Raw genomic sequence first — 26,534 nt, 5'->3', positions numbered from 1 at the left:
GGATGGAATCACAGTATATGCGAAAGCCCGGCGTTGGCCAGCACGGGAAGGCCGTGTCGATCAGCGTGGACGCGCCGGGCGTCCGCACAGGGAGGCGGGGTGGCGTTCGACGGCGGTGCAACGACACCCGAGGTGTCGACACGCCCGCCAGATCGGCGACATCGACACGAATACAGCCCGCCACGGGTGCGCGGTGAGGAAGCGCGCGCTTGACGCACGCAACATCATTGGATATCTTCAAGATATCCAATCTCAGGAAGTCAATCTGATGGCCACCCGCAGCACCATCGACCAAATCGCATTCCGCTATCGTCCCGCCGACAGCACGACCGGCGTGACCCGCGATACCGCCAAGCGGCTCGCGGAACGCCTCGGCGTCGACGAGACCCAGGCCATTCACTTGGCACTGCACGACATGGCGGTCAAGCTCCTGCCCCAATACGAGGCCGACGAAGGCCCGCTGACGGCCACTCAGGTGCGGCAGATCAAGAAACGCGTCCCCCAGGGCAAGAAGAAGTCGGTCCGCTCCAGCCTGTACGAGGTCGAACCCGCATGACGTCGCAGTGGTGGGCCGAGCCCACCGCCGGCGAGATCGTCTGGTGCCACTTTCCCGACAACATCCACCCGCGCCCGAAACCGAGGCCTGCCCTGATCCTGGCGGTCTTCGACGACGACGCGCCGCAGTTCACGGTGCGCGTCGCCTACGGCACCAGCCAGCGCACCACCACCCTGCACCGAGGCGCGTTCTCGATCCAGCGTGAGCGCAACCCCGCAGCCTACGAAGCCGCCGGCCTCAGCCACGACACCAAGTTCGACCTAAGACAAGCCCTCGACCTTCCCTACACCACCGAGTGGTTCTCGGTGCCGCCGGCTGCGCCTCACGGGCAGACGCCGAAGCTGGGCACCCTGCACCCGTCGCTGGTGCGTGCCGTCCAGGCGGCATTCCGGGCGGCCACCGCATGAGCAGACGGCACCCCGATGAAGGCGCCTCGGCCGCCGCGAGCATCCTCGCACGGCAAGTGCTGCGCCTCGCGGCAACTGCTGCGCGCGTGACCTCCCGACAGCAGGTCAGGCCAAGCCGATCTTGAGGGCGAGTCCCACGACCATCAGCACCGCCAGCACGCGCGCGACCCGCCAGGTCGTGAACCGATAGCGGTGGTTGCGCCACACGGCCCGGTGCACTCGCACCATCCCGGCCAGCACGAGGATGGCCATCGCGGTCGGCACGAAGACCCCGGTCGTGGCCGGGACGCGGGACAAGAGGACCGCCAACGCAACCGGCCATGCCAGCGCATCGATCGCCGCCAGGCCCCGCCGGCCGGGCCAGTCGGCCGCATCGGGCACAGGTGCCCGCTGAAACAGTATCCACATGGTCACGCCCTCGCCGAACCCGGATTTCCGCCGCCTCGGCGGAACACACACCTCGATGACGAAAGCGCCCGCCCTCGACCTCCATGCTTTTTGCACGAGCCGGGATGGAGCGATGACGCCATGCCGTCGCGCGAAGCGGGCGCCCGCACGTCGGCCGTCGGCGGACGACGAGCGAAAGACCTCCCGCGGGGCCTGTTGGTCCGATCAGCCGGCCCCGGCAAAAGGCAGCCCGCTACGCCTTCGGCGACGCCGCGTCGGCGGCCGGAGGCTCCATCGCATAGATCTCCGCGGCCTCTTCCGGATCCAGATTCCCGCCGTCCGGGAAGACCGCCAGCGCAATGCCGGACGCCTCGTCGATCGTGAGCGACGGCAGCAACCGGCTCAGCCGCGTCGTGAAGCGGTCCAGCCAAGCTGCAGAGGGAGCGTGAGGCATTCGAACTCCACCGTCAGCGCTGCGCGAACGCGTCGTCAGGCAACTTGTGGCCCTGCGGCGAGATGGAAGCGTCCGACCCATCGCACTTCGCCGATGGTTCCGTCGACGCACCCCTGGGATGCATTCGCCGTTCACGCCAGGAGCCGATCTGCGTGAACTCCAGCGGACAACCCGAGCACTTGTAGACCCCGCTGTAGCGCATCACGCCGTCGGGATCGCGGTGCACCAGCTGCTGATAACTCGTGGCGCCACACGAACGGCAACGATAGGAAGGCGACGGCGAATCCATTGGTCGGGTCCGGTTGACGAGAACAAATTCTGACGAAGGAGCCCGCGCCGCGCAATGCGGCGGTAGGCCCATGGACAGAACTCTATCCGGCGCGTTCGAGCACCACGTCAGCGACCCACGCATGCCCTGCGTCGCTGCGATCCGATCCGCTGAACAACCTTGCCACGCATGAGGCGCAACATCACCTGGCCCAACAGTCGATGACATCGATCGAATCTGCGCTGGACGGCGGCGGTCGCGGGCCCCGTTGCCGCGATCGCGGGGACAGAGTAGCCATCGCCCGCAAGGGAATCCGTCGAAGTGGCACGGCGCATGCAGAGACGTGTCCCTTCCCGGTCATGTGCTTGCAGTAGCGTCTCACTCGACCTCAACTCGATTCGATCCCGAAAGGTCCCTCATGCCCAAGCTCATGCTTCCTCTGTCCGGCAATGTGAACCAGGTCATCAACCCTGGAACTGGATGTGGCAGTCCACCGGGGGTCAGGTCGGACTCATCAACATCGAGATGGGGCAGTCCGCAGACCCGGCGCTGGAACAGAAGATTCTGGACGACGTTGGAACTTACGGGCGGCAGATCGGCCAACTCGCCGATGCGCTGCAGGCCGTGCTACTTCATCTCAAGGATGTGAAGTGGCCGGTCGAGTCGGAGAAGGCGATTGATGCATTCCAGCTCCGACTGGCGCAGGTCAATCGGCTGAAGGACAACCGTAAGGACGACGAGCACCTTGCTCGTCTTGCTCTTGCGCCCCGCGGGTGAGATGGGCTCCTCGCGGTCGGTGATGGCCAGGTAGGTCTCGTCGACCTCGACCTGACCCTTCAGGCGATCCCGGTCTGGGCGCACCATCGCTCGGCGAAACCGATGCAGCATCGTCCAGGCGGTCTGGTAGCTCCCCAGTCCGAGCACACGCTGCAGACCCAGGGCGCTGACGCCCTGCTTCTGGTTGGTCAGATACCAAGCCGCCGCGAGCCAGACGCGCAGCGGTGTGCGCGTCTTGTCGAAGATCGTGCCGGCCGTCACCGTGCTCTGGGCGCCCACACGCCCGGCACATCAGCCGCGCCCGACTGGCCGAGGCTGCGCACGGTCGCTGACTTCCTTCGCCGGCATTGAACAAGCCGCCCTTGTGCCGCTAGCGCAGTCGTTTGAACGTCAACCTGCTGATCAGCCCGCTCTCCTCGTCGCCTTCTCGCCGCTCTTCCACGATCTTGACCAGGCCTTGCGAGGCCATCGCCTTCAGTTCCCTGGCCGAGGCGTCGTAGACGTATGGATTCTCGAGCGAGGTGCCGACGGCCGGCAGTTCGCTCAAGGCCCCGAATTCGGATTCGAGGTAGGCACTTTGGGCCACGGTTCGCATCGCAATCTCCGCTTGTGGTGCCGCCGAGGCACCGAAGGTGGTGATGCCGCGAAGCGAACCCCCTGGGTTGCCGCCAGAACGGGATCTCTTCGAGCGCGCTGCCGATCTTGTCGTGAGTGGGTGCCGGCGACAGGAAGTCTATCGCCACCGAGATCTCGGATCCACCGATGGGCGCCATTTCGCCTAGATCGCGGTCGCGGCGATCGCTCCCCTCACACCTTCTTCCTGTAGTGGCCGATCCGCGCCCGGAAGATGCAGCGCCGCCTCGTGAGGCACAGGCGTCGCGCAGTCTTTGTGGATCACGCCGTCCTTCATCACCAACTGGACTTTCGCAGGGTCGGTCAACACCGACAGGTCCTTGAGCGGGTTGCCATCGACCAGCACGATGTCGGCCAGAAAGCCGGGCTTCAGCATGCCGAGTTCGTGGGGCCGCTGCATGATTTCGCCACCCAGCTTCGTCGCCGCACGCAAGGCCTGCGCAGGGGTCATGCCGATGTAGTCAACGAAGTACTGCAGGTCGTTCGCGTTCGTTCCGTGCGGCATCCACGCGAAACCGTAGTCGCCGCCCGGCAGAATGCGAATGCCGCGCTTGTGCATCTTGCGCAGCGTCTCGGTCGCGACTTCCAGTTCGCGCTTGTAGCCCATCTGGGTGGCCACCGCCTCGGTGATGCCGTATTCGGCCGCGTTGAAGGTGGTGCGGATCAGCCAGCCGATACCGGGTGCAACGAAGTGCTTGTCCTTCGCGGCCTCCAGCATGTCGAGAGCCTCTTCGTCGGCGAAGCTGCCATGGAAGATCATCTCGATGCCGTGCCTCACGCACTGCTTCACCGACTCGCTGGAGCGTGCGTGTGCCGCCATGCGCTTGCCGTAGCGCTTGGCCTCTTGCGCCAGCATCGCGATCTCGTCTTCGGCAAACGGCGACTGCTCGGCCGCAATGCCAGCGATGTACTCGCCTGACAGATTGATCTTCAGGTGGTCGACGCCGTACTTGATGAAGGTTCGGGCCGATCGGCGGATCTCTTCCGGGCCGCTACAGACGCTGCCGAAGCTCAGCTCCTCGAACTTCATATGCGGCAGGGTGTTGTCACCGAGCGCGCCAATGGTCGTGATCTCCTGGCTGCCGGCCAGGTAGCGCGGGCCGGGGAACTCGCCGGCGTCGATGGCGTTGCGCAGCACAACGTCGAGCCGCGGCTTGGCCGCGGCCGCGCCGATCGCCGAAGTCCAGCCCATGTCGAGGTAGCGCTTGGCCACGCGCACGCACCAGAGCATGTGCTCTTCCGGCGGCATAAACTGGATCGCCGCAAGCGAGGGCTGGTCGTTCCACGAGAAGTGCGTGTGGGCCTCGGTCATGCCCGGCATCAGAAAGCGATCCTTCCCGTCGATGAAGCGTGCGCCGGTAGTGTCGATCTGCTGGGGCGAGCGCACGACGTCGACAATGCGGTTGCCCTCGACGAGCACGGCGCCTTTGAAGGTGTCTTCGCCGCTGCCGTCGAAGATGTTGACGTCGGCGATGGCAATTTTGGACATGACAAGTCTCCTTCGTCCCCGTTTTCAGGGGTCGGTTGTGGGTGGAACGTGGGAACGGGAACTAGCGGACGCTGGCGTGGAACTGCTGCAGTTCCCGCATGCAGGCCAGCGGCTGCTCGAAGGTCGTCCAGTGACCGCATCCTTCGAGCACGACGGCGCGGCTGCTCTGGATGCGCTCGGCCATGGCCAGTACATTCGCCGCCGGAGCGACGCCGTCCTGGTCGCCGGTGACGAGCAAGGTCGGGACGCGGATGCCTTCGACCGCAGCGCCCTGCGCTTCGGCCAGCGCTTCGCAGCCCTGCGCGTAGCCTTCGGGCGACTGCCGCATCACGCTCTCGCGGACCAACGCGAGCACGGCCGGATGCTGCGCCTTCGTCTCCTTGCTCGTCGCGCCCTTCATGATCGCGTCGGCAATCTGCTGCATCCCGACGATGCCGCTGCGGGCCAGCGCGGCGCGGGCAACGATCGCGGGGCGCCCCGCATCCGGCGGCGCCAACAGCGGGCCGAACAGCGCAAGCGACCTCACCTTGGCCGCGTTGCGAAGCGTGAAGTGCTGCGCGACGATCGTGCCCAACGAATGCGCCGCGATATGCACCGACTCGATGTTCAGCCCGGCCAGCATGCTCTCCAGCGCGCTTACGTACACGTCGATCGACAGCTTCTCGCTCGTCAGCGCAGAGCGGGCGCTGCCGGGGAGGTCGGGCCGAATCGCCTTGAAAGCCTCGAACGCGGGCATCAGCGGCGTCCAGCCGTTCGAGGAGCCGCCGAGCCCGTGAATGCAAAGCAGTGCATCGCCCTCGCCGTCGACCTCGACGGCCAAGCCTTGGATCAGTTGCGTCGTCATGGCGCGGCTCAGACGAACTTGTTTTCGATGGCGCCCAGGCCATCGATCTCGACCCGCACGATGTCGCCGGCCTTCAGGTAGCGCGGCGGCTTCATGCCCATGCCAACGCCGGCCGGCGTGCCGGTCGCGATCACGTCGCCCGGGTACAGGGTGATGCCGCGGGAGATGGTTTCGATCAGGGTCGGGATGTCGAAGATCATGTTCTCGACCGGGCCGTCCTGGCGCAGCTCGCCATTGACCCAGCAGCGCACGCGGGTCTTGGTGCCGTCGAACTCGTCGGCGGTCACGATCCACGGGCCCATCGGGCAGAACGTATCGAAGGACTTGCCCATGTCCCATTGCTGGTGGCGCATCTGCACGTCGCGCGCCGTCACGTCGTTGACGATGGTGTATCCGAAGACGTGCTTCAGCGCGTCAGCCCGTGCGATGTTCTTGCCGCCCTTGCCGATGACCACGGTCAGCTCAGCCTCGTAGTCGACCTGGTCCGACACGCCCACCGGGATCTGCACATCATCGAACGGCCCTACCACGCATTCCGGCACCTTCGTGAAGACGATCGGCCAGGACTCGGGATTGGTGTCGTTGTCCTTGAACACCGAGGTCGACAGCTCCTTGGCGTGCGCGTGGTAGTTGCGACCCACGCACCACAGATTGCGGCGCGGCGCCGGGAGCGGTGCTTCGAGTTTCACATCGCTCAACTGCAGAGACGGAAGGGCGGCGGGGAGCGATCGTCCGTCGAGCGTCAGATCGATCAGCACTTGGGCACCGAGGCTCGCTTGCTCGGCGGTCAGCGCCAGCGGCGAGATGGATTTGCCGTCGCCAGCAACGAGGCCGACCTGGCGTTGTCCATTGAGTACAAATGTCGCAATTCGCATGTCTGTCTCTTTGCTGGGTTTGGATGAAAATTCCGGGTGCCGTGAGGCGTTATCGATCGGATGGATGAACTGTAGAAACTGCGGCGCAGACGTGCTTATCAGCTCGTGCGGCGACTTATCACCGCGTCAGATGGCGAACTCAGTGTTTTCCCTGAAATGCGCCGGGATGGGCGCTGAGGAGACTCACTGGGGTCGATGGAGACAACATGCTTGAAGCCTACGCCTTGCACGAAGGTACCTTTGGTCGTGCAGTCGTCTTGGAGTTGCGTGACGATCTCGTCGCGCACGCCCATGCCGAGACCCAGCTTGCGCTCTGGCTTGGCGGCGCGCGCGTGGAAGGGCACGTCGGTTCGCAGTTGGTCCCCTACGGCGAGCAACTCGCACTGGGCACCAACGCATACGAATCGCACGATGCGCGCCTCCTTGACCGCAGCGGGCCGGCAGTCTTTCTCGTGCTCTACATCGCCAAGCCCTGGCTGGACGAACGCCGCGCGTCGAGTGGTCGGCCCTTCTTCTTCGCTTCGCCGAGCGTGCCCATCGACTCGGCCGTCAGGCAGAGTTGCTGGCGCGTGCTCGATCAGATCGTGTCTCCGCACCGGCAGCCCGGTTCGGACATCGATGGCGAAGTCGAGCGGTTGCTGCTGGCCGCGATCAACGCGTCGAGCGCGCCCATCAACGTCGAAGGGCTGACACCGACGGCTCCAGTTTTGGATCACCGACTTCGGGCCGCGATCGCGTACATGCGTGAGCACGTCAGCGAGCCCATCGCGGTCGAGGACATGGCAACACGCGTAGGCCTGTCACGCGGGCACTTCTTCGCGCTGTTCAAGGACCAACTGAACACGACGCCTCAGGTGTTCTGGAGTGCGGTACGCGTCGAAGAAGCGGTGCGGCGGCTGGTACAGCAGGGGGAGCCTTTGACTTCAGTCGCGCTGGACTTGGGCTTCTCGACGCCCGGCAACTTCTCCCGCTTCTTTCGAGACCACATGGGTGTCACGCCTTCGAAGTTTCGCCGGGCGGCGACGGTTGCGACGCCGCACCTCTTGACCGGGGTGTCGTAGCCGAGGTCACGGCCGCGTGACGGTGGTGCCATCGAGTTGCGGCCGCGGAGCGTGTTCGCCGTCGCTCGTCCGCGCTGTAGCTCAACCCGCCCTGCAAGTGCAGGTGCCAAACCTCGCGGATTCGGCGCCATGTGATTCTGTTCGTCGGCATCGGCCCGGTCCTCAAAATGGGGTGAGCTTGATGCCGGTTAGAGAATCACTTGCGCACCCCAAGTCGTCCACGATCTCGCTGAAACAGCGTCCGCGATCAGTCTGAAACGCCGTCCACGATGGGCTGAAATACGCATTTGGGCATTCCGGTGAAGGCGAAATCCACCTCGGGTGCGAGACCGCTGACGATGCGAGCGATCGATTTTCCCGATCCGCAGGCGTGAGTCCAACCCAGCGTGCCGTGGCCGGTGTTCAGGAACAGGTTCGGCAGCTTCGTCGCGCCAATCAGTGGCACGTTGCTCGGCGTTGCAGGACGAAGCCCGGTCCAGAATTGGGCTTGATTCGTGTCGCCTGCGCCCGGGAACAATTGCTCGACGCGCCGCACGATCGCTTCGCAGCGAACGCGGTTCAAGTCGCGGTCGTAGCCGTTGAGTTCAGCCGTCCCGGCGATGCGCATGCGGTCGCCCGACGCGGAGGTGTAGCGCGAGAACACGAGCTTGAACTCGTCGTCGGTCAGCGAGACCTGATGGGCCTTCGACGCATCCATCACCGGGAGCGTCACCGAGTAGCCCTTGGCCGGGTAGATCGGCAGCCGGATGCCCAGCGGCGCAGCGTAGAGCGGACTGAGCGAGCCCAATGCAAGCACGAACGCGTCGCCGCGAATGCGTTGGAATCGACCTTCGCGGTCGGTCGCTTCGACGTGGTCGATGCTCCCACCGGCTTCGCGCAGCGCGGTCACGGTGTGGCTCATGCGGAATTGCACGCCGGCGGCGGCGGCGAGCTTGACGAGTTCTCGCGCGAAGCGGTTGGCATCGCCCGATTCGTCCTCGGCGGTGTACGTGGCGCCCGCGAGTTGCGGCCGGATGTGGGCCAGAGCGGGCTCGATACTCACCGCCTCGTCGGCCGAAATGACTTGGCGCTCGCAGCCGAGCGCTCGCATTTGTTCGGCGGGCTTCAGTGCGCCGTCGAATTCCTTTTGTGTCGTGTAGAAATGCAGGATGCCCTGCGTGCGCTGATCGTAACTAAGGCCGGTGTCGCGGCGTAGCTGCTGCAAAGTGTCGCGGCTGTAAGTGCCGAGGCGCACGATCTGCTCAATGTTGTGGCGCGTGCGTGCCGGCGTGCATTCGCGCAAGAACTGCAGGCCCCAAAGCCACTGGCGCAGGTCGGCGCGTACGCGAAACAACAAAGGTGCGTCCTCCTTGCCCAGCCACTGAAGCACCTTCAGGGGCGCGCTCGGATTGGCCCAAGGCTCCGCGTGGCTGACCGAAATCTGCCCGCCGTTGGCGAAGCTGGTTTCGGCAGCCGGAGTGGCTTGGCGATCGATCACGGTCACTTCATGACCGAGTTGCTGGAGGTAGTAAGACGAGGTCACGCCGAGAAGGCCGGCGCCAAGAACGATCACGCGCATGTCGAGAACCCTGGGGGTTGGCGCTTGAACAGAACAAAACGGAAGCTGCAAGAAAGAAAGCAACCGGAACGCATGTCCAAGTTGCCGCTCCCCCTGTCCTCGGTACCTGAGAGATTCACCCTCTGCGCCCGCAGCGGGTTTGCTCCTTCGGTGCATCACGCGAAGTGATGGCTCTCCAGACGGCTCTGACGGTTGGTGCAGTACAGGCTCGCTTGAGCCGACCTGAGCGTTTATGGGAGTTTGCGCCTTCGGTGGGGCCACCAAGTGGCCCGCTCTCCTGCAGAGCGCGGAGCTTACTGAGGTTGCCGACGGACGTCAAGGAAGTTGCACCGATGCGCCCAGGCCCGCATCACTCAACAGCGTCAACGCCCTCTTGCAAATGTCGCTCGAATCGTTCGACAAGCGAGTGCATAGCTTGTCTGGCTTGTACGAACTCGTCTGAGGCCCCGCGCATCGCTAAGTCTGCTTCGTAAGCAGCTCGCGAGTCAAAGCCGCACTCCCAACGCACGTCGGGCCCTGCTCCCTCGAGTTTGCAAAATGTTCGGCCAGCAGGCAGGCCCAGTTTCAGACGCACCGCGGTCGCGCGGCGGCGCTGCGCAAGCACGTCCTCGGCGCGTCCCGGGAGAGCGTAGTAGTTGGTGATTTCGATGACCATGGGTGCCCCATTTTTTTGCCGCTTTCGGGCGGCCAAGACCTGGTGGACGAGTGACGCACTCGCGCATGCTTGACAGAAATTCCATTTGATCACAAACTGTGATCACGGTAAACACCGATTTGCGGATCGCTCTGGTTCGGGCCGCCTACTACACGAGGAGACGCTATGCCAACCATCAAATCTGTCGAAACCGTGCTTGTTCAGTTGCCAACGCGGCGAGAGCACAAGTGGACCGGACTGACCGAAGTGATCGGACGCTATCTGTTGACTCGGATCACCGACAGCGACGGACGCATTGGCTGGGGAGAGGCGCCCGCGCTGAAGGATTGGGGCGGCGAATTCGGGCGCTACTTCGGCGAATCGACCCTCATCGCAAAGGCCGTGATTGAAAGCTATCTGGCCCCTGCGCTCGTCGGTGTCGACCTGGGAAACTTCGCCGAGATGCACGCCCGGATGGACGCAGCCATCAAAGGCTACCCCTACGCAAAAGCTTCGTTGGACTTTGCGGCTTACGACGTGACCGGCCGATGGCTCGGGCTGCCAGTGCACATGCTGCTGGGCGGCAAAGTGCGATCGCATATTGCCGTGACCCACTCGATCGGACTCATTCCGATCGCGGAAGCGGAGAAGGAAGTCGCCCAAGTGGCGGCCGAAGGCATCAAGACGATCAAGATCAAGATCGGCGTGGATGCGAAGCGTGACATCGACATGGTGCGCACCATACGCGCCGCGGTGGGCGAGGAGGTGGAGCTCTGCGTTGACGCGAACGAGGGGTACCGCACGCCGGGCGAGGCCATCAGTACGGTCAGGGCGATGGAGAAGTACAGGCTGAAGTACGTCGAACAACCTGTGATGGGGATCGAGCGCATTGCAGAAGTGGCACGTGCCATCGACCCGCCCGTGATGGCTGACGAGTCGGCGTGGAACGCGCACGACGTCATCCAGATCAGCGAGCACCGCGCCGCTCAGATCGTATCGATCTACACGACCAAGCCAGGCGGCCTGTACAAGGCGATGGAGGTGGCAGCCGTTTGCCGTGCGGCCGGAATCATCTGCAACGTCAACGGATCCGTCGAGACCGGTGTGGGAAATCTTGCCAATGTCCACCTCGCCGCGGCGGCGCCCGCGGCCACCCTGTCGTGCGTCATCCCGGTCTCCACACCGGCGCAGTGGCAAACCGGCCAGGTCGGCGGCATCTACTACCGGGACGACCTGATTGTGGCGCCGATGAAGCTGGTCGACGGCGCCATCGAAGTGCCCACGGCGCCAGGCATGGGCATCGACGTTGACCTCGGCAAGGTCGAGAAGTATCAAGTTCGCGGCTGAGACAACCCTCCAGATTCTCCAAAGGTCATCTATGCGCAAGACAATCATCGAACGGCAAGTCAAGGCGATCGCGGACAACGGCCTGGATGCCATGATTTCGTGTTCGCCCGAGAACTACGCGTATGCCACCGGTTTTGTCGTGCCGTCGCAGCCGCTGATTCGGCACAGGCACGCGATGGTCATCGTCACTGTCGATGCACACGTCGAGCTGTTCTCGGTCGATATGGAGTCGAGCACGGTCAAGAGGAAGGCGCCGGACGTGCCGACCCGCATCTGGGCAGAGTTCACCGATGATCCGATGCAGGTCCTGGCCGACCAGTTGAAGAGTCTCAAGCTGACGCAGGGGCGCATTGGCATCGAGATGGACTATTTGCCGGCGGGCGACTTGGTGCGTCTGCGCGCGGCCTTGCCGGAGGCGCACTTCGAGCGCTGCGAGCACATACTGGCGCGACTGCGCCAGATCAAGACTCCTGAAGAGATCACGCTGCTGCGTCGACTCTCCCGCATCTCGGACCAAGCCATCACGGACGCGTTGGCCTCGGTGCGCGCCGGTGATACGGAAATGGACATTGCCGGGCATCTCACGCGAAACGTCTACGCGCTGGGCGCCGAGCATTTCAAGTTGATGATCATTGCCACCGGCGAGCGCAGCCCACTGCCCAACGTCGGCCCGACGGAACGCAAGCTGCAGCATCGCGACGTCTGTCGGGTCGAGATCTTTTCGGTGATCGATGGCTACCAGGCCGGCGTGTGCCGCACGGCCGTGGTGCAAGAGGCGCCGCCAATGGCCGAAGCGATCTGGCAGCATCTGGTCGCCTGCAAGTATCAGATCATGGAGATGGTCAAGCCCGGCGCGAGCTGTCGCGCCATCTATGACGCCTTCATCGGCAAGTTGTCCGCGATGAAGCTGCCGCCGATCTCCTTTGTTGGTCATGGAATCGGCTTGCATTTGCATGAAGATCCCTACCTTGGAAAAACGCCCATCCTCGGCCGTCCCGGCAGCGATGCGCTCATCGAAGAAGGCATGGTGCTGGGGTTCGAGCCGCTGTGCTATGAAACCGGCCACGGTTTCGGCATGCAGAACAAGGACATGCTCCTGGTCACTGCGACGGGGTCAGAGCTGCTCTCCGACTACGCAAACACCGACCGGCTGCTCGTCGTCCAAGGATAGGTCCGGAGCCGGTTCCGGAGCGACTGCCGTCGTCTCGCATTCTCATTGAACACGGAGTAATCATCCATGCGCACGCTCATCGAGCACTTGGAATTTGCATTTCTCGTCGACGCCAACGACACGGTCCTGCGCGATGCGAGCATCGTCCTCGAAAAGGACCGCATCGTCGACATCGGTCCGGCGGCGGCCATCGCCGAGAAGCATGACCGCGCCGGCTTCGACCAAGTGATCGACGGCCGCATGCTGGGCATCTGCCCCGGCTTCGTCGACAGCCACGTTCACCTTTCCGAGACGCTGTCGCGAGCGGTCTTCCCCGACAACCTCAACACGCGGGCGTGGGTCTTTCACTGGGCCAAGCCCTTCTATGCCCATATCACCCAAGAAGACGAGTATTGGGGCGCTTTGCTCGGCATCACCGAAATGCTGCGCAACGGTACGACCTGCTTCATCGACATGGGTTCGCAATATGACCCGGGCATCACGGTTCGGGCCATGGAGAAGACCGGCATCCGGGGCATCACCGGCCGCCACGCGGCCGACAACCCGCCGCCCGAATTGCCACGCGGGTGGACCGAAGAGATGGCGCGCCACCATTTCTTCCCGAACGCCAAGGCGGCCCTGGCGGAACTCGAGGCCTGCGTTCGCAAGTACGACGGTGCGCTCGATGGGCGCGTGCGCTGCTGGGTGAACATCGAAGGCAAGGAGCCGTGCACGCTGGAGTTGCATGTGGGTGCCCAAAAGCTCGCCGAGCGGCTCGGCGTGGGCACCACCTACCACCTCGCCACGTCGATCGAGGAGGCCAAGGTCTGCGAGGCCAAGTACGGCTGCTGGCCGATCACCCGCATCGATCGGGCGGGCGGCCTCGGCAGCAACCTGGTGATCGCGCACGGGGCTGCGGTCAGCGACGAAGAGGTGGCGCTGCTTGCCAAGCGCGGCGCCAAGGTCGCGTTTTGCCCTTGCTCGTCGTTCAAGCTGGGCAAGGGCGCGACCGCGATCGGCAAGTATCCCGAGATGGTCGCGGCCGGAGTGACCGTAGGGCTCGGAACCGACGGCGTGTCTGCGGCAGGAAACATGAACCTGATGCGCCAGATGCTGATCGTCGCGGGCATGTTCAAGGATGCCCGCATGAAGCCCGACATATTCACGGCCCGTCAGGCGCTGCGCGCGGCGACCATCGACGGCGCGAAGGCGGCGCTCTGGGACCACGAGATCGGCTCTCTGGAGATCGGCAAGAAGGCCGACTTCATTCTCTTCGACCTCGACCACGTCGAGTGGACACCGTTCCACGACCCGCTGCAGGCGCTCGTTTTTTCGGCGTCGACCGCATCCATTTCACAGACCTGGGTAGATGGCAAGACGCTTTACAGCGAGGGCAAGGTCCACGGCGTTGATGAGACCGCCTTGCGCAAGAAAGCCAGAGAACTGGCCGCGGCCGCCGTCATTCGAGCGGGTCTCCATGATGAGGCCGTCGAAACGACCACAACCTTGTACGACGACGGAAACTAACGCGGCCCGGCGGGTTGAACGCGGCCATGTCCGAGCATGATGCGTCTCCCGCAAGCTCGGTCCTGGGTGAGGGTCTCAGGGTGCACTCCATCCACTCCGTGGCACTGTGCGATCGAGCCGGCAGTTTCGACATCACGCTGAACGGTGATCGAATCGAATCCGTTGTGCTCGCGGCCACTGGCGCGACGCCGCAATGGTTGGTGATGCCGGCGTTCGTCAACTCGCACGCTCATGCAAATCGCGCGTTCGCGGCGCCTGCGCGGCGGCCGCGCTCGCTGGCGGACGCTGTCGAGGCGGCAAGACTGGAGCGTACGAAGGCTACCGCCGACGGCATCCGAGATCGTGCCAAGCGTCTGTTCGAGCGCTCGCTGGTGCACGGCACAGCACGGATCCGCACGCATACGGATGTCGACACAACCACCGGCATGCGGGCCATGGAAGGGGTTCTCGCTGCGGCGCGCGAGATCGGCGATGCCATCGACGTCGAAATCGTCGCCTTCGCCAACGCCGCGGCCGACCCTGCCCGCTCGACTACCCGGGATCTGCTGACCGAAGCAGTGCGGCTCGGTGCAAAGCTGATCGGTGCCGTGCCCGCGCTGTGCCGCGAGCCATCGCGAACGGTCGATGCGCTACTGGATCTGGCGGTGCACCTGGATGTGGATGTCGACTTCCATCTCGACGAGCATCTCGAGGTCGAGGCCTCCCTGCTGGAGTGGGTTGCAAAAGCGACCCTGGAGCGCGGGCTGCAGGGGCGGGTCACGGTCAGCCACGCCTGTGTGCTGGCGGCCATGAGCGACGACGCAGCGAACCGGACCCTCGAGCGAATGGCCGAGGCGCGCATCACGCTCGTCGTGTTGCCCGAACTGAATTTATACCTTCAGGGGCGGGGCAGCGGCTCGCCGCGCGAGCGTGGCATCGCCCCGGTGCTGGAAGCCCTGCGGGCCGGCGTTCCAGTGCGATTCGGAACCGACAACGTCAGGGACTGGTTCTTTCCGTTCGGCGATGCGGACCTCCTCGAGACCGGCTACATCGGAGCGCTCGGCTCGCATCTCGACGCGCCGCGGGAACTGACGGCCGCGCTGTGCGGAGGACGGCGACGCGTGCGCGTGGGCGACATGGCCGACCTGGTGCTCATTCCGGCGTCGTCATTCGACGACGCTCTGGCCCGCCGACCTGGCTGCCGCGTGCTCGTGCGACGAGGTCGGCAGATTCCACGCCATTCATAGGCGGTTGCGAGATCAGGCGAAGCTGGCGTCCGTCAGAGAACGCAGCGATGTTTCGATTGAGCTCTGGGTGAGATCGCGTGCGATGAACACGATCCAGCCGCCACGTTCGGACGGGTCAGGCCAGCTCGGAAGTCGCTCAACCGGATAGAGCACGTGCTGGACACCCTGGACGACCACAGGCCGGTCGTCACCCGCCACGGCCAGCAAGCCCTTCACGCGCAGGATCGAATCGCCGCGGCTGGCCAGCAGCAGTTCCAGCCAGTCGACGAAAGCGTCCCACTCGACGGGTTGGCTAATCTGCACCGTGAATGTTCGAATCGCGTCATCGTGTGGAGATGAGTGCTTGTGACCATGGCTTGCGTGTGACGAAGAAATCTTCTTGAATCGATCCGGGCGTTGCCAGTGCGCTTCGGCTTCGCCCAATACGTCCGAAGCGGGAAGCCGACCCACCCCCGACGCGAGCAGCGTTGCCGACGGATTCATCGCAATCAGTTTGTCGGCAAGCACCAGCCGGTCGCCTTCGTTCACAAGATCGACCTTGGTCACGATCAGTCGGTCGGCCGTGGCGAGCTGTTGTCGCGCTTCGCGATGGGCGGACAAAGTTCTTTCGCCGTTCAGGCCGTCCACGGTGGTAATGACCTGCCCGAGGCGGTAACTGCGAGTCAGCCGCGATTCGCTCATGATGGCTTGCATGATCGGAGCCGGGTCCGCCAAGCCCGTGGTCTCGACCACAACGCGAGTGAACAAAGGAATCTCGCCTGCCTGCATGAGCGCGCAAAGTTCGACCAGCGTGGACACGAGGTCGTCGCGCACTGTGCAACACAAGCACCCGGAACTGAGCAACACGACGTCTTCGGCCACCTCGCGCACCAGCAAATGGTCGAGCCCGACTTCACCGAACTCATTGATGATGACGGCGGTGTCCGCGAGCGACGGGTCGGCCAGCAGATGCCGCAACAGCGTTGTCTTGCCGCTGCCCAGGAAACCCGTGAGCACATGGATCGGTGTGCGGCCATCGGACTGATGGCCTTGTGCCGCGCTCGCTGACGTTGGCATGCTCAGTCCACCTCGAAGATGGCGTCCACCTCGACAGCGACGTTGCGCGGCAGCGAAATGCAGCCCACCGCTGCGCGGGCATGGCGGCCGGCGTCACCGAACACGGCGACCATCAGGTCGGAAGCGCCATTGATCACCTTGGGATGATCACCGAACTCGGGTGTCGCATTCACGAAACCACCCAGGCGCACGCAGCCGACAACGCCGTCAAGGCTGCCGCCGAGCGCGTTGCGCAGCTGCGCGAGAATGTTGATGGCGCACAACCGCGCCGCCTTCTGCCCGTCTTCGATCGTGACGTCGCGCCCTACTTTGCCAACGTACTGATCCTTGCCATCGGCCGTCGGGACTTGTCCCGCGATGTACACGAGCGAGCCGCTGCGGCGCGCCGGCACATAGTTGGCTGCGGGGGCGACCGCCGCCGGCAGCGTGATGCCCAGCGCCGAAAGGCGGGCTTCATGTCCTTGAGTCATCGATGTGTCCTAGGTTGAGTCAGTTGCCGAAGTACAAATCGTCGAGCGGGGACGTGAGCAGGCTGATCGAACCGCGCGCGGTCATCGCGGGGACGAGGGCATGTCCCGTCGTGCGCACGTCGTTGATCAGGCCACGCTTAGCCATCGCAGGTTTTCCCAGGCGCAGTCCTTCCAGAATCTCCACGTGCGACGAGGCGTCCCACGGCATGTCCGGCGAGAGCAGTGACAGGTACATCGTCGGGCCGAACTGCAGCCAGAGCGACTCGATGAGCGGCATCAGCACTTCCGAGTCAGAGGCGCCATAAAGGGTGAAATGGAAGCGTTGGTTGGAAGACAGGCAACCAAGGATGTTGCGCTTGGCGATTGCCTCCAGGAGTTCGCGATTGATGTCGTCCAGTGCCTCGATCAGCGCAGGCGTACTGTTGCGGCAGGCCTGTTCGGTCGCCATGCCCTCGAGCAACTCGCGCACGGCGAACAGCTCGGTCAGCCGGTTCGGCGTCATGCGCGGTACGCGAACGGACCCGTTCGCAGTACCTTCAAGAGCGTTGATCACGACTAGGCGTGTCAATGCTTCGCGGATCGGCATCGGACTCGTGCCGAAGCCCGCGGCCAGCTTGCGCAGGCTCATCACCTGGCCGGGGACGAAAGCACCCACCATGAGGCCCCGCCGCAGCCGTTCGAAGACCTGCTCCTGCACATGGCCGCGGTTGCGCTTGCCGGGTTGATCGACTGCGTCCGGATGAACGGCGGGTTCAGCGATGCGTTGCATGTTGATCTGTGCCTCTTGCACTGGTGATATGTGTAACGAAAACGGAGACCTCTTCGGTCGCGTTCGAAGCCTATGCGGGTTAACCCTATTGACCCTGATTATACGTGTGATCACACTCTGTGATCAAGATACACCTCAAAGTAGCGCTCCTCGACAGCAAACAGTCGACCGACAGGCACGGAATGAAGCGTGCCCCACGTTGTTTCAGGTTCAGTCCAGTCAACCAGGTACACAACCATGAACTTCCACTGTACGAACTTCCTGATGAACATGGGTCTGCGCAAATGGGCATTGGCTGTAGCCGCATTGACCTTGGCATCGGCAGCGTGGGCAGCTGACGAAGTCAATGTCCGCTTCAGCTGGAAGCTGAAAGGCGAGTATGGCCACCTTTACCTCGCGCAGGATCAGGGGCTTTACGCAGAAAAGAGCCTGGCCGTGCGCATGGGCGAAGGCGCCGGCTCGCCCGCGGCGCTGGGCGCCCTGCTTCAGGGCCAGGAGGACGTGGTCATCATGCCCGCCATCTTTGCGATCTCGGCGATCCAGAAGGGCATGCCGATCAAGATCATCGCGCTCTACCACCCGAAGACTCCTGTGGTCGTGATCTCGCAGCCCGACAAACCGATCCTGCGCCCCAAGGATCTGGAAGGCAGGACGATCGCGCATTCGGTCGGCGAGACCGGCACCTCCTACCTGTCGACCTTCTGCGCCGTCAACGGCGTCGACTGCGGCAAGGTAAAGAAGATCCAGATGGACGCGCAAACGCGGGTGCCGCAATTCCTGCAAAAGCAGGTCGATGCCGTCAGCGTCTATCGCAACAACGACCTGCCGATTCTCGAGGCCAAGGTCGGAACCAAGTTTCCCGTCCTGGACCTCGCTCAGTACGGTCTGGCCGTTCCCGGGCTCTCGGCGGTGAGTAGCACCGCGACGATCGCGAAACGGCCGGACGTGCTCAAGCGCTATCTCGCAGCGGTCGCCAAGGGCATCGAAGCGACGCGCAAGGATCCGAAAGCGGCGGCGGCCGCGATGGCAAAGGCCTGGCAGGGCAACCCCGGCGCGGACGTCATCGAGGCGCAGGTGCGTGCGACGATGGATGCCGTGGAAGTTCAGCCAGGCAAGCCGGTCGGCTGGATCGACCCCAAGTCGATCACCCAGGCACTCGAGTTGCTCAAGACGGACGAGGGCATCGGCGCACCCAAACCGGTGGACGCGTTCTTCACCAACGACCTGCTTGGCAAGTAGCCGAAAGGGGTGTTCATGACTGAACTCAAGCATCTCGGGGTCGCACCCGTGGCCCATGCCGTACCTGCGAAGAAGAAGCGCCGCGAGGGCGGTCTGATCGAGCGCTACGCCTCCTTGTGGCTGGCCATCTTGATCCTCGTCCTCTGGCAAGTCGCGGTCCCGCTGCTCGGACTCTCTGAGTTCGTGCTGCCCACGCCCTGGGCGATCGCCAAGCGAATGCTGACCGATTCGCAGCTGCTCGGGACACACGCCTACTTCACGCTGCTCGAAGTGCTGGCCGGCTTCGTCGCTGCGGTCGTCGTCGGAATTCCGCTGGCGCTCGCGATCTTCTATTCGAAGGTGTTCGAGCGCGCGGTCTATCCGCTGCTGGTGGCGCTGCAAACCGTGCCGAAGATCGCCCTGGCGCCCTTGCTCGTGCTCTACCTGGGCTATGGCTGGGGGCCGAAGATCGGCCTCGCGTTCCTGATCTCGTTCTTCCCGATCGTGATCTCGACGGTGGTCGGCCTGCAGTCGCTCGACAAGGCGCTGGTCAACCTGGTGCGCTCGATGGGCGCGAGCGAATCGCAGACCTTCTTCAAGATCAGGCTGCCAGCGGCGCTGCCGAGCATCTTCGGCGGCCTGAAGGTCGCGATCTCGCTCGCAGTGATTGGCGCGATCATCGGCGAGTACATCGCTGCCGAACGTGGACTGGGCTATCTGCAGCTGCAGGCGAACTCGCAGTTCGACACCACGCTCAACTTCGCCACGGTCGTGACCATCTCGCTGGTCGGCGTGCTCCTCTACTTCGTCCTCGCGCTGGTCGAGAACAAGGTTTCGTTCCATCGGGAAAGTTCCAAATGATTGAGCACATGATCGCTGGGGCGACGCGCCGCCTATGTTTGGTCGCTGCCGGAGTGGCGCGATGAGCGGCGCTGCCGGGGTCCAGGCCGCCGCCGTCACGGTCGCGGGCGTCTCCAAATCCTACGAAGTGCGCTCCGGCGACGATGTGCTGGCACTCGACCGGGTTGACCTTGATATCGCGCCAGGCAGCTTCGTGGCCATCGTCGGGCCGAGCGGGTGCGGAAAAAGTACGCTGCTGTCATTGCTCGCCGGGCTCACCCCATTGACCTCGGGTCGGCTGTGCATCGATGGCGACGAAGTCGTGAAGCCCCACCCGAAGGCCGGGGTCGTGTTCCAGTCGGACTTGCTGCTCTACTGGCGCACGATTCTCGACAACGTGCTGTTGCCGATCGAGATCAAGGGCCTCGATCGCGCGGCGTATGCCGACCGTGCGCGTGATCTGCTGGCGCAAGTGGGACTGCGCGGTTTCGACGCCAAGTTCCCGTCCGAGTTGTCGGGCGGGATGCGCCAACGCGTGGCGATCTGCCGGGCTCTGATCCAGGAGCCGGGGCTGCTGTTGATGGACGAGCCCTTCGGCGCGCTCGACGCGCTGACCCGCGAGCAGATGATCATGGACCTGCAGACGATGTGGCTGAGGCTGCGCAACACGGTTCTGTTCATCACCCATGGCATCGACGAAGCGGTGTTCCTTGCCGATCGCGTGATCGTCATGTCGCCGCGCCCGGGCCGGGTCGATCTCGACCTGAAGATCGACATCCCGCGCCCGCGCCGCTGGAGCGGCGTGCACGAGAACGCGAGCTTCCAGCACTACGTGCGCCAGGTGCGCGAGATTTTCGAGGCCAAGGGCGTGCTCGTCGCCCATTGAGGTACACATGAAGATATCCGTTCTGGGGGCGGGCGCCGGTGGCGCCGCTGCGGTGGCCGAGCTCACGCTGGCCGGGCACGAGGTCGTGCTTTGGAATCGCTCGCCCGACACGCTCGCGCCGTTCCAGACGCTCGGTGGTGTCGCATACGAGGGGGTTCTCGGCGAGGGTGTGGCCAGACCGCGGGCGATCACGGCCGACCTGAAGACCGCGATTGCCGATGTCGATGCCGCGGTCGTGACGTTGCCGACCTTTTCACACGCGCCCGTCGCGCGCGCACTCGCCGCGGCGGGCTGGCCGGCGCAGCGCCCGGTCATCTTGAACCCGGGCCACACCGGTGGCGCACTCGAGTTCGCGCAGGCCTTCCGAAGCGTGCGCGCCGACGTGCCGCAGATCGCCGAGTTCTCGACCCTGACCTACGTCGCCCGCAAGTACCGGCCCGACGGCGTCACCATCACCGGCCGTGCCAAGCAGGTGCGTGCGGCGGCGCTGGCCGGCGGCGACGCCGCACTCGAACTCGCCTGCCGACTGTTTCCGGGTGCTGCAGCGGTGGCCGACGTGCTGGCCTCGGCGCTGGCCAACGCCAATCTCGTGCTGCATCCGCCGGGCGCCGTCCTGGCGGCCGCATGGGTCGAGGCCACCCATGGTGAGTTCACCTTCTATGTCGAAGCGATGACGCCGGGGGTGGCGCGCACGATGCGCCAACTCGACGACGAGCGACTCGCGGTCGCCGCGGCATTCGGGCATCGGCTGCCGAACCTGATCGAAGAAATGAAGCTGATCGGCACGGTCGAGCCCTCGGTCGTCGGCACGCAGGACTTCGTGGCCGCGATTGCGGGCGGCGAAGCGAACAAGCGCATCAAGGGCCCCGACTCGCTCCAGCACCGCTACTACCGCGAAGACTTCGGGCACGGCGTCCTGCCGTTCCTGGAACTGGCGGCGATCGCCGGTGTCGCGACTCCGGTGGCGGGCGCGCTGTTCACGCTGGCGCAGGCGCTGGTGGGCGTCGACTACCGCCAAGGCGGCCGCACGGCGGCGGCGATGGGCATCGAAGGCCTATCGAGAACAGAACTTCTGAAACTCGTGAGGTCAGCATGAACTGGGATCAACTCGTCATCGCCATCGTCGGCGGCGATCGCCGCGAACAGGAAATCGCGCGCTGCGCCGCCGCGGCCGGCGCCGAGGTGCGTGCCCATGGCTTTCCCTGGCCGGAGCAAGGTATCGCGGGGGTGCGCCACAGCGCCAACGCACGCGAAGCGCTGGAAGGCGCCGACATCGCGTTGTTTCCCATTCCCGGCATCACCGCCGATGGCGCACTTTTCGCGCCGCAGTGCAACGAGCGCCTCATCCCGGACCGCAACATGCTGGCCGGCATGCGCAAGCCCGGCCACATCATCCTCGGATGGGCGGACACGAACCTGAAGGCGCATTGCGAAGCGCTTGGCATTGCGCTGCACGAATACGAATGGGACCAAGACCTGATGCTGCTGCGCGGGCCGGCCATCGTCGAGGGCATGCTCAGGGTGCTGATCGAGAACACCGACATCACGATCCACCGGGCCAACATCTGCCTCGTCGGCCAGGGCACCATTGGTTCGCTGGTCACGCACACGCTGGGCGCGCTGGGCGCGCGGGTGCACGTGGCGGCGCGCAATCCGGTGCAGCGGGCGGCGGCCTATGCGGCGGGCGCAGAGCCGCACGAGCTGAGCGATCTGGCGGCGGTGCTCCCGGACATGGATGTCGTGATCGCCAGCGTGCCGGCGCGCGTGATCGGGCGCGATCTGCTGGAGCGGCTCCCGGCGCACGCGTTGCTCGTCGATCTGGCGGCGCCGCCGGGCGGAATCGACCGCGAGGCCGCGCAACAGCTCGGCCTGAAGTTCGTCTGGGCACGCGGCCTCGGCGCGCGCGCCCCCGTCACCGTGGGCCGCAGCCAGTGGAGCGGCATCCGCCCGCGCATCGACAAGATCCTGAAGGAGATCCAATGAAGGCCGACCTGGTGATTCGCAACGCCCGCGTGGTGCGCCACGACGGGGAGTTCCATGGCGGCGTGGCCGTCAAGGACGGCAAGATCGTGCTGACCGGCGCCGACAGCGCACTGCCCGAAGCTCACCGCACGATCGACGCCGACGGACGCGTGCTGATGCCGGGCCTCATCGACCCCCATTGCCACCTCGGCGTCAAGTACCCGTACGCCGAGGACATGCGCACCGAGATGGCAGCGGCGGCCTCCGGCGGCGTCACGACGGCGCTGCTGTACATCCGCAACCTGAGGGAGTCCTACCTGCCGTTTTACGAAGAACGCAAGGCAGTCGGCGAAGAGAACTCGATCATCGATTTCGGCTTCCACTTCGGCATCCAGCGCGAAGAACATATCGCGGAGATTCCGGAGATCGTTGCCAAGACCGGCGTGCGTTCGTTCAAGTGCTATTTCGGCTACGAACCCGACAACCCGATCGGCATCGTTCCGGCGACCGATGGCTGGGTTTACGCGGCGATGCGTATCCTGGCCAAGATCCCGGGCGGAGTCATCAATGTGCACTGCGAGAACACGCAGATCGCGTCGTGGATGAAGAAGGAAATGCTGGCCACAGGTCGTCAGGATTTGGCCGCCTATACCGAATCCCGGCCCGCGTTCTGCGAGGTCGAAACGATCCGCCGCATGATCTTCCTTGCCGAGCGCACCGGCTGTTCGCTGCACCTGGTGCACACGTCGGTGGGCATGGGGCCGGTGCTGGCGGCCGAGGCGCAGGCGCGCGGCGTGCACGTCACGGTCGAGACGTGCCAGCACTACTTGACGCGCACTGCCTACGACGCCGACCTCGACATGCGCGCCAAGATATCGCCGCCGCTGCGCGACAAGGAGGAGCAGGACGGCCTGTGGCGCGGCATCCTTGACGGGTCGGTGTACAGCCTGGGCACCGATCACGTGCCCTTCCCACCGAAGAAGCTGGAGAACCTGTGGACCGAGCTCCCTGGGGTCGTATCGTTTCCGTGGGAACTGCCGCTGATGCTGCACTTCGGCGTACACCAGCGCGGATTGCCGCTGTCCCGGCTGGTCCAGCTCAACGCCGCCAACCCGGCGCGCCGCTTCGGCCTGTGGCCGCGCAAGGGCAACATCGAGGTCGGTTTCGACGCCGATCTGGTGCTGGTCGATCTCGACGAGGAGCGCACCGTCCAACACACCGGCAAGGGTACCTGCATCTACGAGGGCTGGAAGCTCAAGGGCTGGCCGGTCCTCACGGTCTCGCGCGGCGCCGTCGTCTACGAGAACGGCGTGGTCGATGAGAGCCATTTTGGGCGCGGCCGTTGCGTTTCTCTGCCGGCATGAACATGGCGACCGCGTTCCCGCAGGTGGGCGCGGTGCGTGTGTCGCCGGCCGCCGCGACGCTCGACGAGCGCATCGACGCGTTGCAGGCGACCGTGCGAGACCTGTCTGACCGGCACCCAAAGCTCAGGCCCGAACGCCTGTCCGGCATGCACAACCCCTGGGGACACGCGGCGGTCCTTGCCAACGCATGGCGCTTTCTGGACCTCTGCGAAGACGCGGTCGTCTTGGATGCAGTCGCCAAGCTGGTTGGGCCGGATATCGTGTTGTGGGACAGCGAACTGCACCTCGAGGCCGCGTCATATGTTCGCTTTGCCGCGCAAGGGCGCGAAGGCAGGTACTGGCCGATGATGCCGCTCGCGGGGGCGGTGGTTCTGATCGCGCCAACCCGAGCGACGCATTCGTTCGCGTGTCTGGACTTGGCTTCGCTTGCCACCGCTGATCTTTCCGGGTTCGACCCGGGCGCGCCCCTCTACGTGATCCGCTACATGCCGGCGACGAGCCAGTTCGTTCGCGATGCGCGCTCACGGGCCAACTGGGCCGCCATGGAAGAGCAGCCTCTCATCAATTACGCCACGCGCCCGTTGTGGCTGGTGCGCGGTGAGGACCGGGCCGGCAACGATTTCGTCACGGGCTTTGCGCCCCCGGTCCCGCGCTGGGCCGGTATTCAACCTGAGGAGCACTGACATGCCATTCGTCATCGTCGAATTTTTTGAAGGCCGCACGGTCGACCAGAAGCGCAACCTGGTCAAGGCCATCACCGAAGCCATGGTCGATCATGCCGGCTGCAAGCCCGAGCATCTGCACGTGGTCATTCACGACACACCCAAGGACAGCTGGGGCCGCAACGGCGTGCTCGGCATCGACATGAAGGAACAATGATGACGCTCGGGGACCTCGATTCACGCACCGCCGCGCTGCTTGTCATCGACCTGCAGAACGCCTTCATCCACGACCAGGGCACGCTCGGCGTGTCGGGGGTGGACACGAAGCGGCTGTCGGCGATCGTGCCGGTGCTGGGCGAACTGATCCCGCGCTGCCAGGCGGCGGGCATTCCGGTGATCTGGACGGTGCAGGAGCACTTCGCCGTCGACGCGAGCCGGGCACGCAAGAAGCTCGCCGGCCACACCTCGCGGCGCAAGCAGGTGTCGGCGCTGGCAGGCACCTGGGACGAGGAGATCGTCGACGAGTTGAAGCCTCTGGCCGCGGTCAACCCCGCGTACGTGATCCGCAAGCACCGCTTCGGCGCGTTCTACGAGACCCGGCTCGAAATGATGCTGAAGATGCTGGGCACGCGAACCCTGTTCGTGGCCGGGACGACGACGAATGCATGCGTGGAAACCAGCATCCGAGAGGCCTACCTGCGCGACTTCGATGTCGTCGCGTTGAACGACTGCATTTCCGGTGTCAACGGCGAGTGGGAAGAAACCGCGAAGAAGGTCTGGAAGCAGTACTTCTGCGAGATCTCCGATTCGAAGGAGATGTCGCGCTGGATCGACGACCAGCGGGCGCCGCGCACGCTCGGCTACGGGCATATGCTGTTGATGGTCGAGGACGTGCCGCGCTCGACGAGCTTCTATGTCGACCAACTGGGCTTCACGGTCCGACCGGCCAAACCGTTGGCAGATGGCCGCCCGTTCACGGCGTTTCACCAGGGCGTGGCGATCGTCGGCGGCCGTTCGCCTGCGCATCGCCAAGTGGACCACATCGCTTTCGAAGTCAACGACGTGCGCGCGTTGAGCGACAAGTTGAAGCGGTCGGACGTTCAATTTCAGCAGGATCTGCACGATGGACCGTATGGCTTGACGATTTACGTGACTGACCCCGACGGCATCCGGATCGAGCTCTATCAAGTCGGCGCAACGGCTTGATCCACTAAACTGAATCCCGCCGCGGCCCGCGCTGCCAGAGGCAGCGACAACGAGCCTCCTTGTGAAGAGTGGACTTGAGTCTTCAGTTCTGGTGGCCTGCCGAGGCACGTTTACCCGGCCTGGCCTGTGCGCGACAAGCAACGCGAGCAAGCATCCAAAGCGCCTGAGGAGGCACCCCATGCTGATAGGAGTTCCGCTGGAGACGGCGGCCCGTGAATCGCGCGTGTCCGTCACGCCAGAGACGGCCAAGAAGCTGACGGCACTGGGCCACGCAATCATGATTCAGTCCGGTGCCGGTGTGGCCGCCAGCGTGAGCGATGCAGCTTACGAAGCGGTTGGCGCGGTGATCACAGACCGCGCCGGCGCGCTTGGCGCCGATCTCGTGCTCACAGTCCGCTCACCCGGCAGTCAAGATCTGAGTGCAATGAAGCGCGGCGCCGCGCTCGTCGGCATGCTCAACCCGTTCGACAGCGACGGCCTGCACCGCCTGGCCGGTGCCGGCATCACCAGCTTTGCGCTCGAGGCCGCGCCGCGCACGACGCGCGCGCAGAGCATGGACGTGCTGAGCTCGCAGGCCAACATCGCCGGCTACAAGGCCGTGATGATCGCGGCCGACAAGTACCAGCGCTTCTTCCCGATGCTGATGACCGCGGCCGGCACCGTGAAGGCCGCGCGCGTCGTGATTCTCGGCGTCGGCGTCGCCGGGCTGCAGGCGATCGCGACCGCGAAGCGCCTCGGCGCCGTGATCGAGGCGAGCGACGTGCGCCCGAGCGTGAAGGAGCAGATCGAGTCGCTCGGCGGCAAGTTCATCGAGGTCTCGTACGACACGCCCGAAGAGAAGGAAGCCGCCGAAGGCGTCGGCGGCTACGCCAAGCCGATGCCGCCGAGCTGGCTCGCGCGCCAGCAGG

At 64.7% G+C, this 26,534-nt stretch carries 28 protein-coding genes, 1 pseudogene and 2 riboswitches; of the genes and pseudogenes, 17 read left to right on the top strand and 12 right to left on the bottom strand.

The window, feature by feature from the left end; all coding sequences use genetic code 11:
• Positions 1-268 precede the first annotated feature (268 nt).
• Positions 269-556 carry a hypothetical protein gene (locus tag AC1DTW_RS18800; RefSeq protein WP_477982849.1) on the top strand — a complete coding sequence of 96 codons (288 nt, stop codon included), beginning with the start codon at positions 269-271 and terminating at the stop codon, positions 554-556.
• Positions 553-963 (top strand): type II toxin-antitoxin system PemK/MazF family toxin, encoded by a 411-nt coding sequence (locus AC1DTW_RS18795; protein ID WP_477982848.1) that lies wholly within the window; start codon positions 553-555, stop codon positions 961-963. Before AC1DTW_RS18800 ends, AC1DTW_RS18795 begins: the two co-directional genes overlap by 4 nt.
• 105 nt (positions 964-1,068) lie before the next feature.
• On the opposite strand, the gene AC1DTW_RS18790 is transcribed toward AC1DTW_RS18795, so the two are convergent.
• The 8 genes and pseudogenes from AC1DTW_RS18790 to AC1DTW_RS18755 form a co-directional block, all read right to left on the bottom strand.
• A complete protein-coding gene (locus AC1DTW_RS18790; RefSeq protein ID WP_477982847.1) occupies positions 1,069-1,371 on the bottom strand; it encodes a hypothetical protein in 303 nt (100 codons plus the stop codon).
• A gap of 232 nt (positions 1,372-1,603) precedes the next feature.
• Positions 1,604-1,804, bottom strand: coding sequence for a hypothetical protein (locus AC1DTW_RS18785; RefSeq protein WP_477982846.1), 201 nt, complete (start codon positions 1,802-1,804; stop codon positions 1,604-1,606).
• 13 nt (positions 1,805-1,817) lie between these two features.
• Positions 1,818-2,093 carry a hypothetical protein gene (locus tag AC1DTW_RS18780; RefSeq protein WP_477982845.1) on the bottom strand — a complete coding sequence of 92 codons (276 nt, stop codon included), beginning with the start codon at positions 2,091-2,093 and terminating at the stop codon, positions 1,818-1,820.
• 690 nt (positions 2,094-2,783) lie between these two features.
• Positions 2,784-3,159, bottom strand: a pseudogene (locus tag AC1DTW_RS18775) (IS1595 family transposase); the annotation flags it as partial.
• 60 nt (positions 3,160-3,219) lie between these two features.
• On the bottom strand, positions 3,220-3,444 hold the full coding sequence (locus tag AC1DTW_RS18770; protein WP_477982844.1) for a hypothetical protein: 225 nt from the start codon (positions 3,442-3,444) through the stop codon (positions 3,220-3,222).
• A gap of 183 nt (positions 3,445-3,627) precedes the next feature.
• The gene (locus tag AC1DTW_RS18765) at positions 3,628-4,971 is read right to left on the bottom strand and encodes a metal-dependent hydrolase family protein (protein WP_477982843.1); all 1,344 of its coding nucleotides are present in this window, start codon (positions 4,969-4,971) and stop codon (positions 3,628-3,630) included.
• 61 nt (positions 4,972-5,032) lie between these two features.
• Entirely contained in the window at positions 5,033-5,815 is a 783-nt protein-coding gene (locus tag AC1DTW_RS18760; protein WP_477982842.1) for an alpha/beta fold hydrolase, read from the bottom strand.
• A gap of 8 nt (positions 5,816-5,823) precedes the next feature.
• On the bottom strand, positions 5,824-6,690 hold the full coding sequence (locus tag AC1DTW_RS18755) for a fumarylacetoacetate hydrolase family protein (protein WP_477982841.1): 867 nt from the start codon (positions 6,688-6,690) through the stop codon (positions 5,824-5,826).
• Positions 6,691-6,896: 206 nt separating this feature from the next.
• On the opposite strand from AC1DTW_RS18755, the gene AC1DTW_RS18750 reads away from it, so the two are divergent.
• On the top strand, positions 6,897-7,751 hold the full coding sequence (locus AC1DTW_RS18750) for a helix-turn-helix domain-containing protein (protein WP_477982840.1): 855 nt from the start codon (positions 6,897-6,899) through the stop codon (positions 7,749-7,751).
• Between the two features lie 247 nt (positions 7,752-7,998).
• On the opposite strand, the gene AC1DTW_RS18745 is transcribed toward AC1DTW_RS18750, so the two are convergent.
• On the bottom strand, positions 7,999-9,309 hold the full coding sequence (locus AC1DTW_RS18745; protein ID WP_477982839.1) for a D-amino acid dehydrogenase: 1,311 nt from the start codon (positions 9,307-9,309) through the stop codon (positions 7,999-8,001).
• Between the two features lie 83 nt (positions 9,310-9,392).
• A riboswitch (glycine riboswitch) is annotated at positions 9,393-9,498 on the bottom strand.
• Positions 9,499-9,502: 4 nt separating this feature from the next.
• Positions 9,503-9,599: riboswitch (glycine riboswitch) on the bottom strand.
• A 530-nt stretch (positions 9,600-10,129) separates the two neighbouring features.
• On the opposite strand from AC1DTW_RS18745, the gene AC1DTW_RS18740 reads away from it, so the two are divergent.
• The 4 genes from AC1DTW_RS18740 to AC1DTW_RS18725 all read left to right on the top strand — a co-directional run bounded on the left by AC1DTW_RS18740 (position 10,130) and on the right by AC1DTW_RS18725 (position 15,193).
• Entirely contained in the window at positions 10,130-11,290 is a 1,161-nt protein-coding gene (locus tag AC1DTW_RS18740; protein WP_477982838.1) for a mandelate racemase/muconate lactonizing enzyme family protein, read from the top strand.
• 31 nt (positions 11,291-11,321) lie between these two features.
• Positions 11,322-12,461, top strand: a complete 1,140-nt coding sequence (locus AC1DTW_RS18735; protein WP_477982837.1) for a M24 family metallopeptidase — start codon at positions 11,322-11,324, stop codon at positions 12,459-12,461.
• Positions 12,462-12,527: 66 nt separating this feature from the next.
• Positions 12,528-13,967 carry an amidohydrolase family protein gene (locus AC1DTW_RS18730; RefSeq protein WP_477982836.1) on the top strand — a complete coding sequence of 480 codons (1,440 nt, stop codon included), beginning with the start codon at positions 12,528-12,530 and terminating at the stop codon, positions 13,965-13,967.
• Positions 13,968-14,047: 80 nt separating this feature from the next.
• On the top strand, positions 14,048-15,193 hold the full coding sequence (locus tag AC1DTW_RS18725; protein WP_477982835.1) for an amidohydrolase family protein: 1,146 nt from the start codon (positions 14,048-14,050) through the stop codon (positions 15,191-15,193).
• Positions 15,194-15,205: 12 nt separating this feature from the next.
• On the opposite strand, the gene AC1DTW_RS18720 is transcribed toward AC1DTW_RS18725, so the two are convergent.
• From AC1DTW_RS18720 to AC1DTW_RS18710, 3 genes are read right to left on the bottom strand one after another with little or no spacing between them, the layout of a single operon-like run.
• Positions 15,206-16,249 carry a CobW family GTP-binding protein gene (locus tag AC1DTW_RS18720; protein ID WP_477982834.1) on the bottom strand — a complete coding sequence of 348 codons (1,044 nt, stop codon included), beginning with the start codon at positions 16,247-16,249 and terminating at the stop codon, positions 15,206-15,208.
• 2 nt (positions 16,250-16,251) lie between these two features.
• Positions 16,252-16,719 carry a RidA family protein gene (locus AC1DTW_RS18715; RefSeq protein ID WP_477982833.1) on the bottom strand — a complete coding sequence of 156 codons (468 nt, stop codon included), beginning with the start codon at positions 16,717-16,719 and terminating at the stop codon, positions 16,252-16,254.
• Between the two features lie 19 nt (positions 16,720-16,738).
• Positions 16,739-17,488, bottom strand: a complete 750-nt coding sequence (locus AC1DTW_RS18710) for a GntR family transcriptional regulator (RefSeq protein ID WP_477982832.1) — start codon at positions 17,486-17,488, stop codon at positions 16,739-16,741.
• 237 nt (positions 17,489-17,725) lie between these two features.
• Between AC1DTW_RS18710 and AC1DTW_RS18705 the strand changes: the two genes are divergently transcribed.
• From AC1DTW_RS18705 to AC1DTW_RS18660, 10 genes are all read left to right on the top strand, one after another.
• A complete protein-coding gene (locus AC1DTW_RS18705; protein WP_477982831.1) occupies positions 17,726-18,727 on the top strand; it encodes an ABC transporter substrate-binding protein in 1,002 nt (333 codons plus the stop codon).
• Positions 18,728-18,742: 15 nt separating this feature from the next.
• The gene (locus AC1DTW_RS18700) at positions 18,743-19,567 is read left to right on the top strand and encodes an ABC transporter permease (protein WP_477982830.1); all 825 of its coding nucleotides are present in this window, start codon (positions 18,743-18,745) and stop codon (positions 19,565-19,567) included.
• Between the two features lie 61 nt (positions 19,568-19,628).
• A complete protein-coding gene (locus AC1DTW_RS18695) occupies positions 19,629-20,432 on the top strand; it encodes an ABC transporter ATP-binding protein (protein WP_477982828.1) in 804 nt (267 codons plus the stop codon).
• A gap of 7 nt (positions 20,433-20,439) precedes the next feature.
• Positions 20,440-21,528, top strand: a complete 1,089-nt coding sequence (locus tag AC1DTW_RS18690; protein WP_477982827.1) for an NAD/NADP octopine/nopaline dehydrogenase family protein — start codon at positions 20,440-20,442, stop codon at positions 21,526-21,528.
• Positions 21,525-22,415: a dipicolinate synthase subunit DpsA gene (locus AC1DTW_RS18685; RefSeq protein ID WP_477982826.1), complete on the top strand. Its 891-nt coding sequence runs from the start codon at positions 21,525-21,527 to the stop codon at positions 22,413-22,415. The genes AC1DTW_RS18690 and AC1DTW_RS18685 overlap by 4 nt, the downstream gene beginning before the upstream one ends.
• A complete protein-coding gene (locus AC1DTW_RS18680) occupies positions 22,412-23,758 on the top strand; it encodes a dihydroorotase (protein ID WP_477982825.1) in 1,347 nt (448 codons plus the stop codon). Before AC1DTW_RS18685 ends, AC1DTW_RS18680 begins: the two co-directional genes overlap by 4 nt.
• A gap of 2 nt (positions 23,759-23,760) precedes the next feature.
• A complete protein-coding gene (locus tag AC1DTW_RS18675) occupies positions 23,761-24,441 on the top strand; it encodes a hypothetical protein (RefSeq protein ID WP_477982824.1) in 681 nt (226 codons plus the stop codon).
• Between the two features lies 1 nt (position 24,442).
• Positions 24,443-24,637: a 2-hydroxymuconate tautomerase gene (gene thmT / locus AC1DTW_RS18670; RefSeq protein ID WP_477982823.1), complete on the top strand. Its 195-nt coding sequence runs from the start codon at positions 24,443-24,445 to the stop codon at positions 24,635-24,637.
• Positions 24,637-25,626, top strand: a complete 990-nt coding sequence (locus AC1DTW_RS18665; protein ID WP_477982822.1) for an isochorismatase family protein — start codon at positions 24,637-24,639, stop codon at positions 25,624-25,626. Before thmT ends, AC1DTW_RS18665 begins: the two co-directional genes overlap by 1 nt.
• Before the next feature lie 178 nt (positions 25,627-25,804).
• Positions 25,805-26,534 (top strand): Rossmann-fold NAD(P)-binding domain-containing protein (locus AC1DTW_RS18660; RefSeq protein ID WP_477982821.1); only part of this gene is annotated, 730 nt, incomplete at its 3' end.

It is taken from the genome of Rhizobacter sp. P5_A1, assembly GCF_056400745.1.
This window is presented reverse-complemented; position numbering and strand designations above follow the sequence as displayed.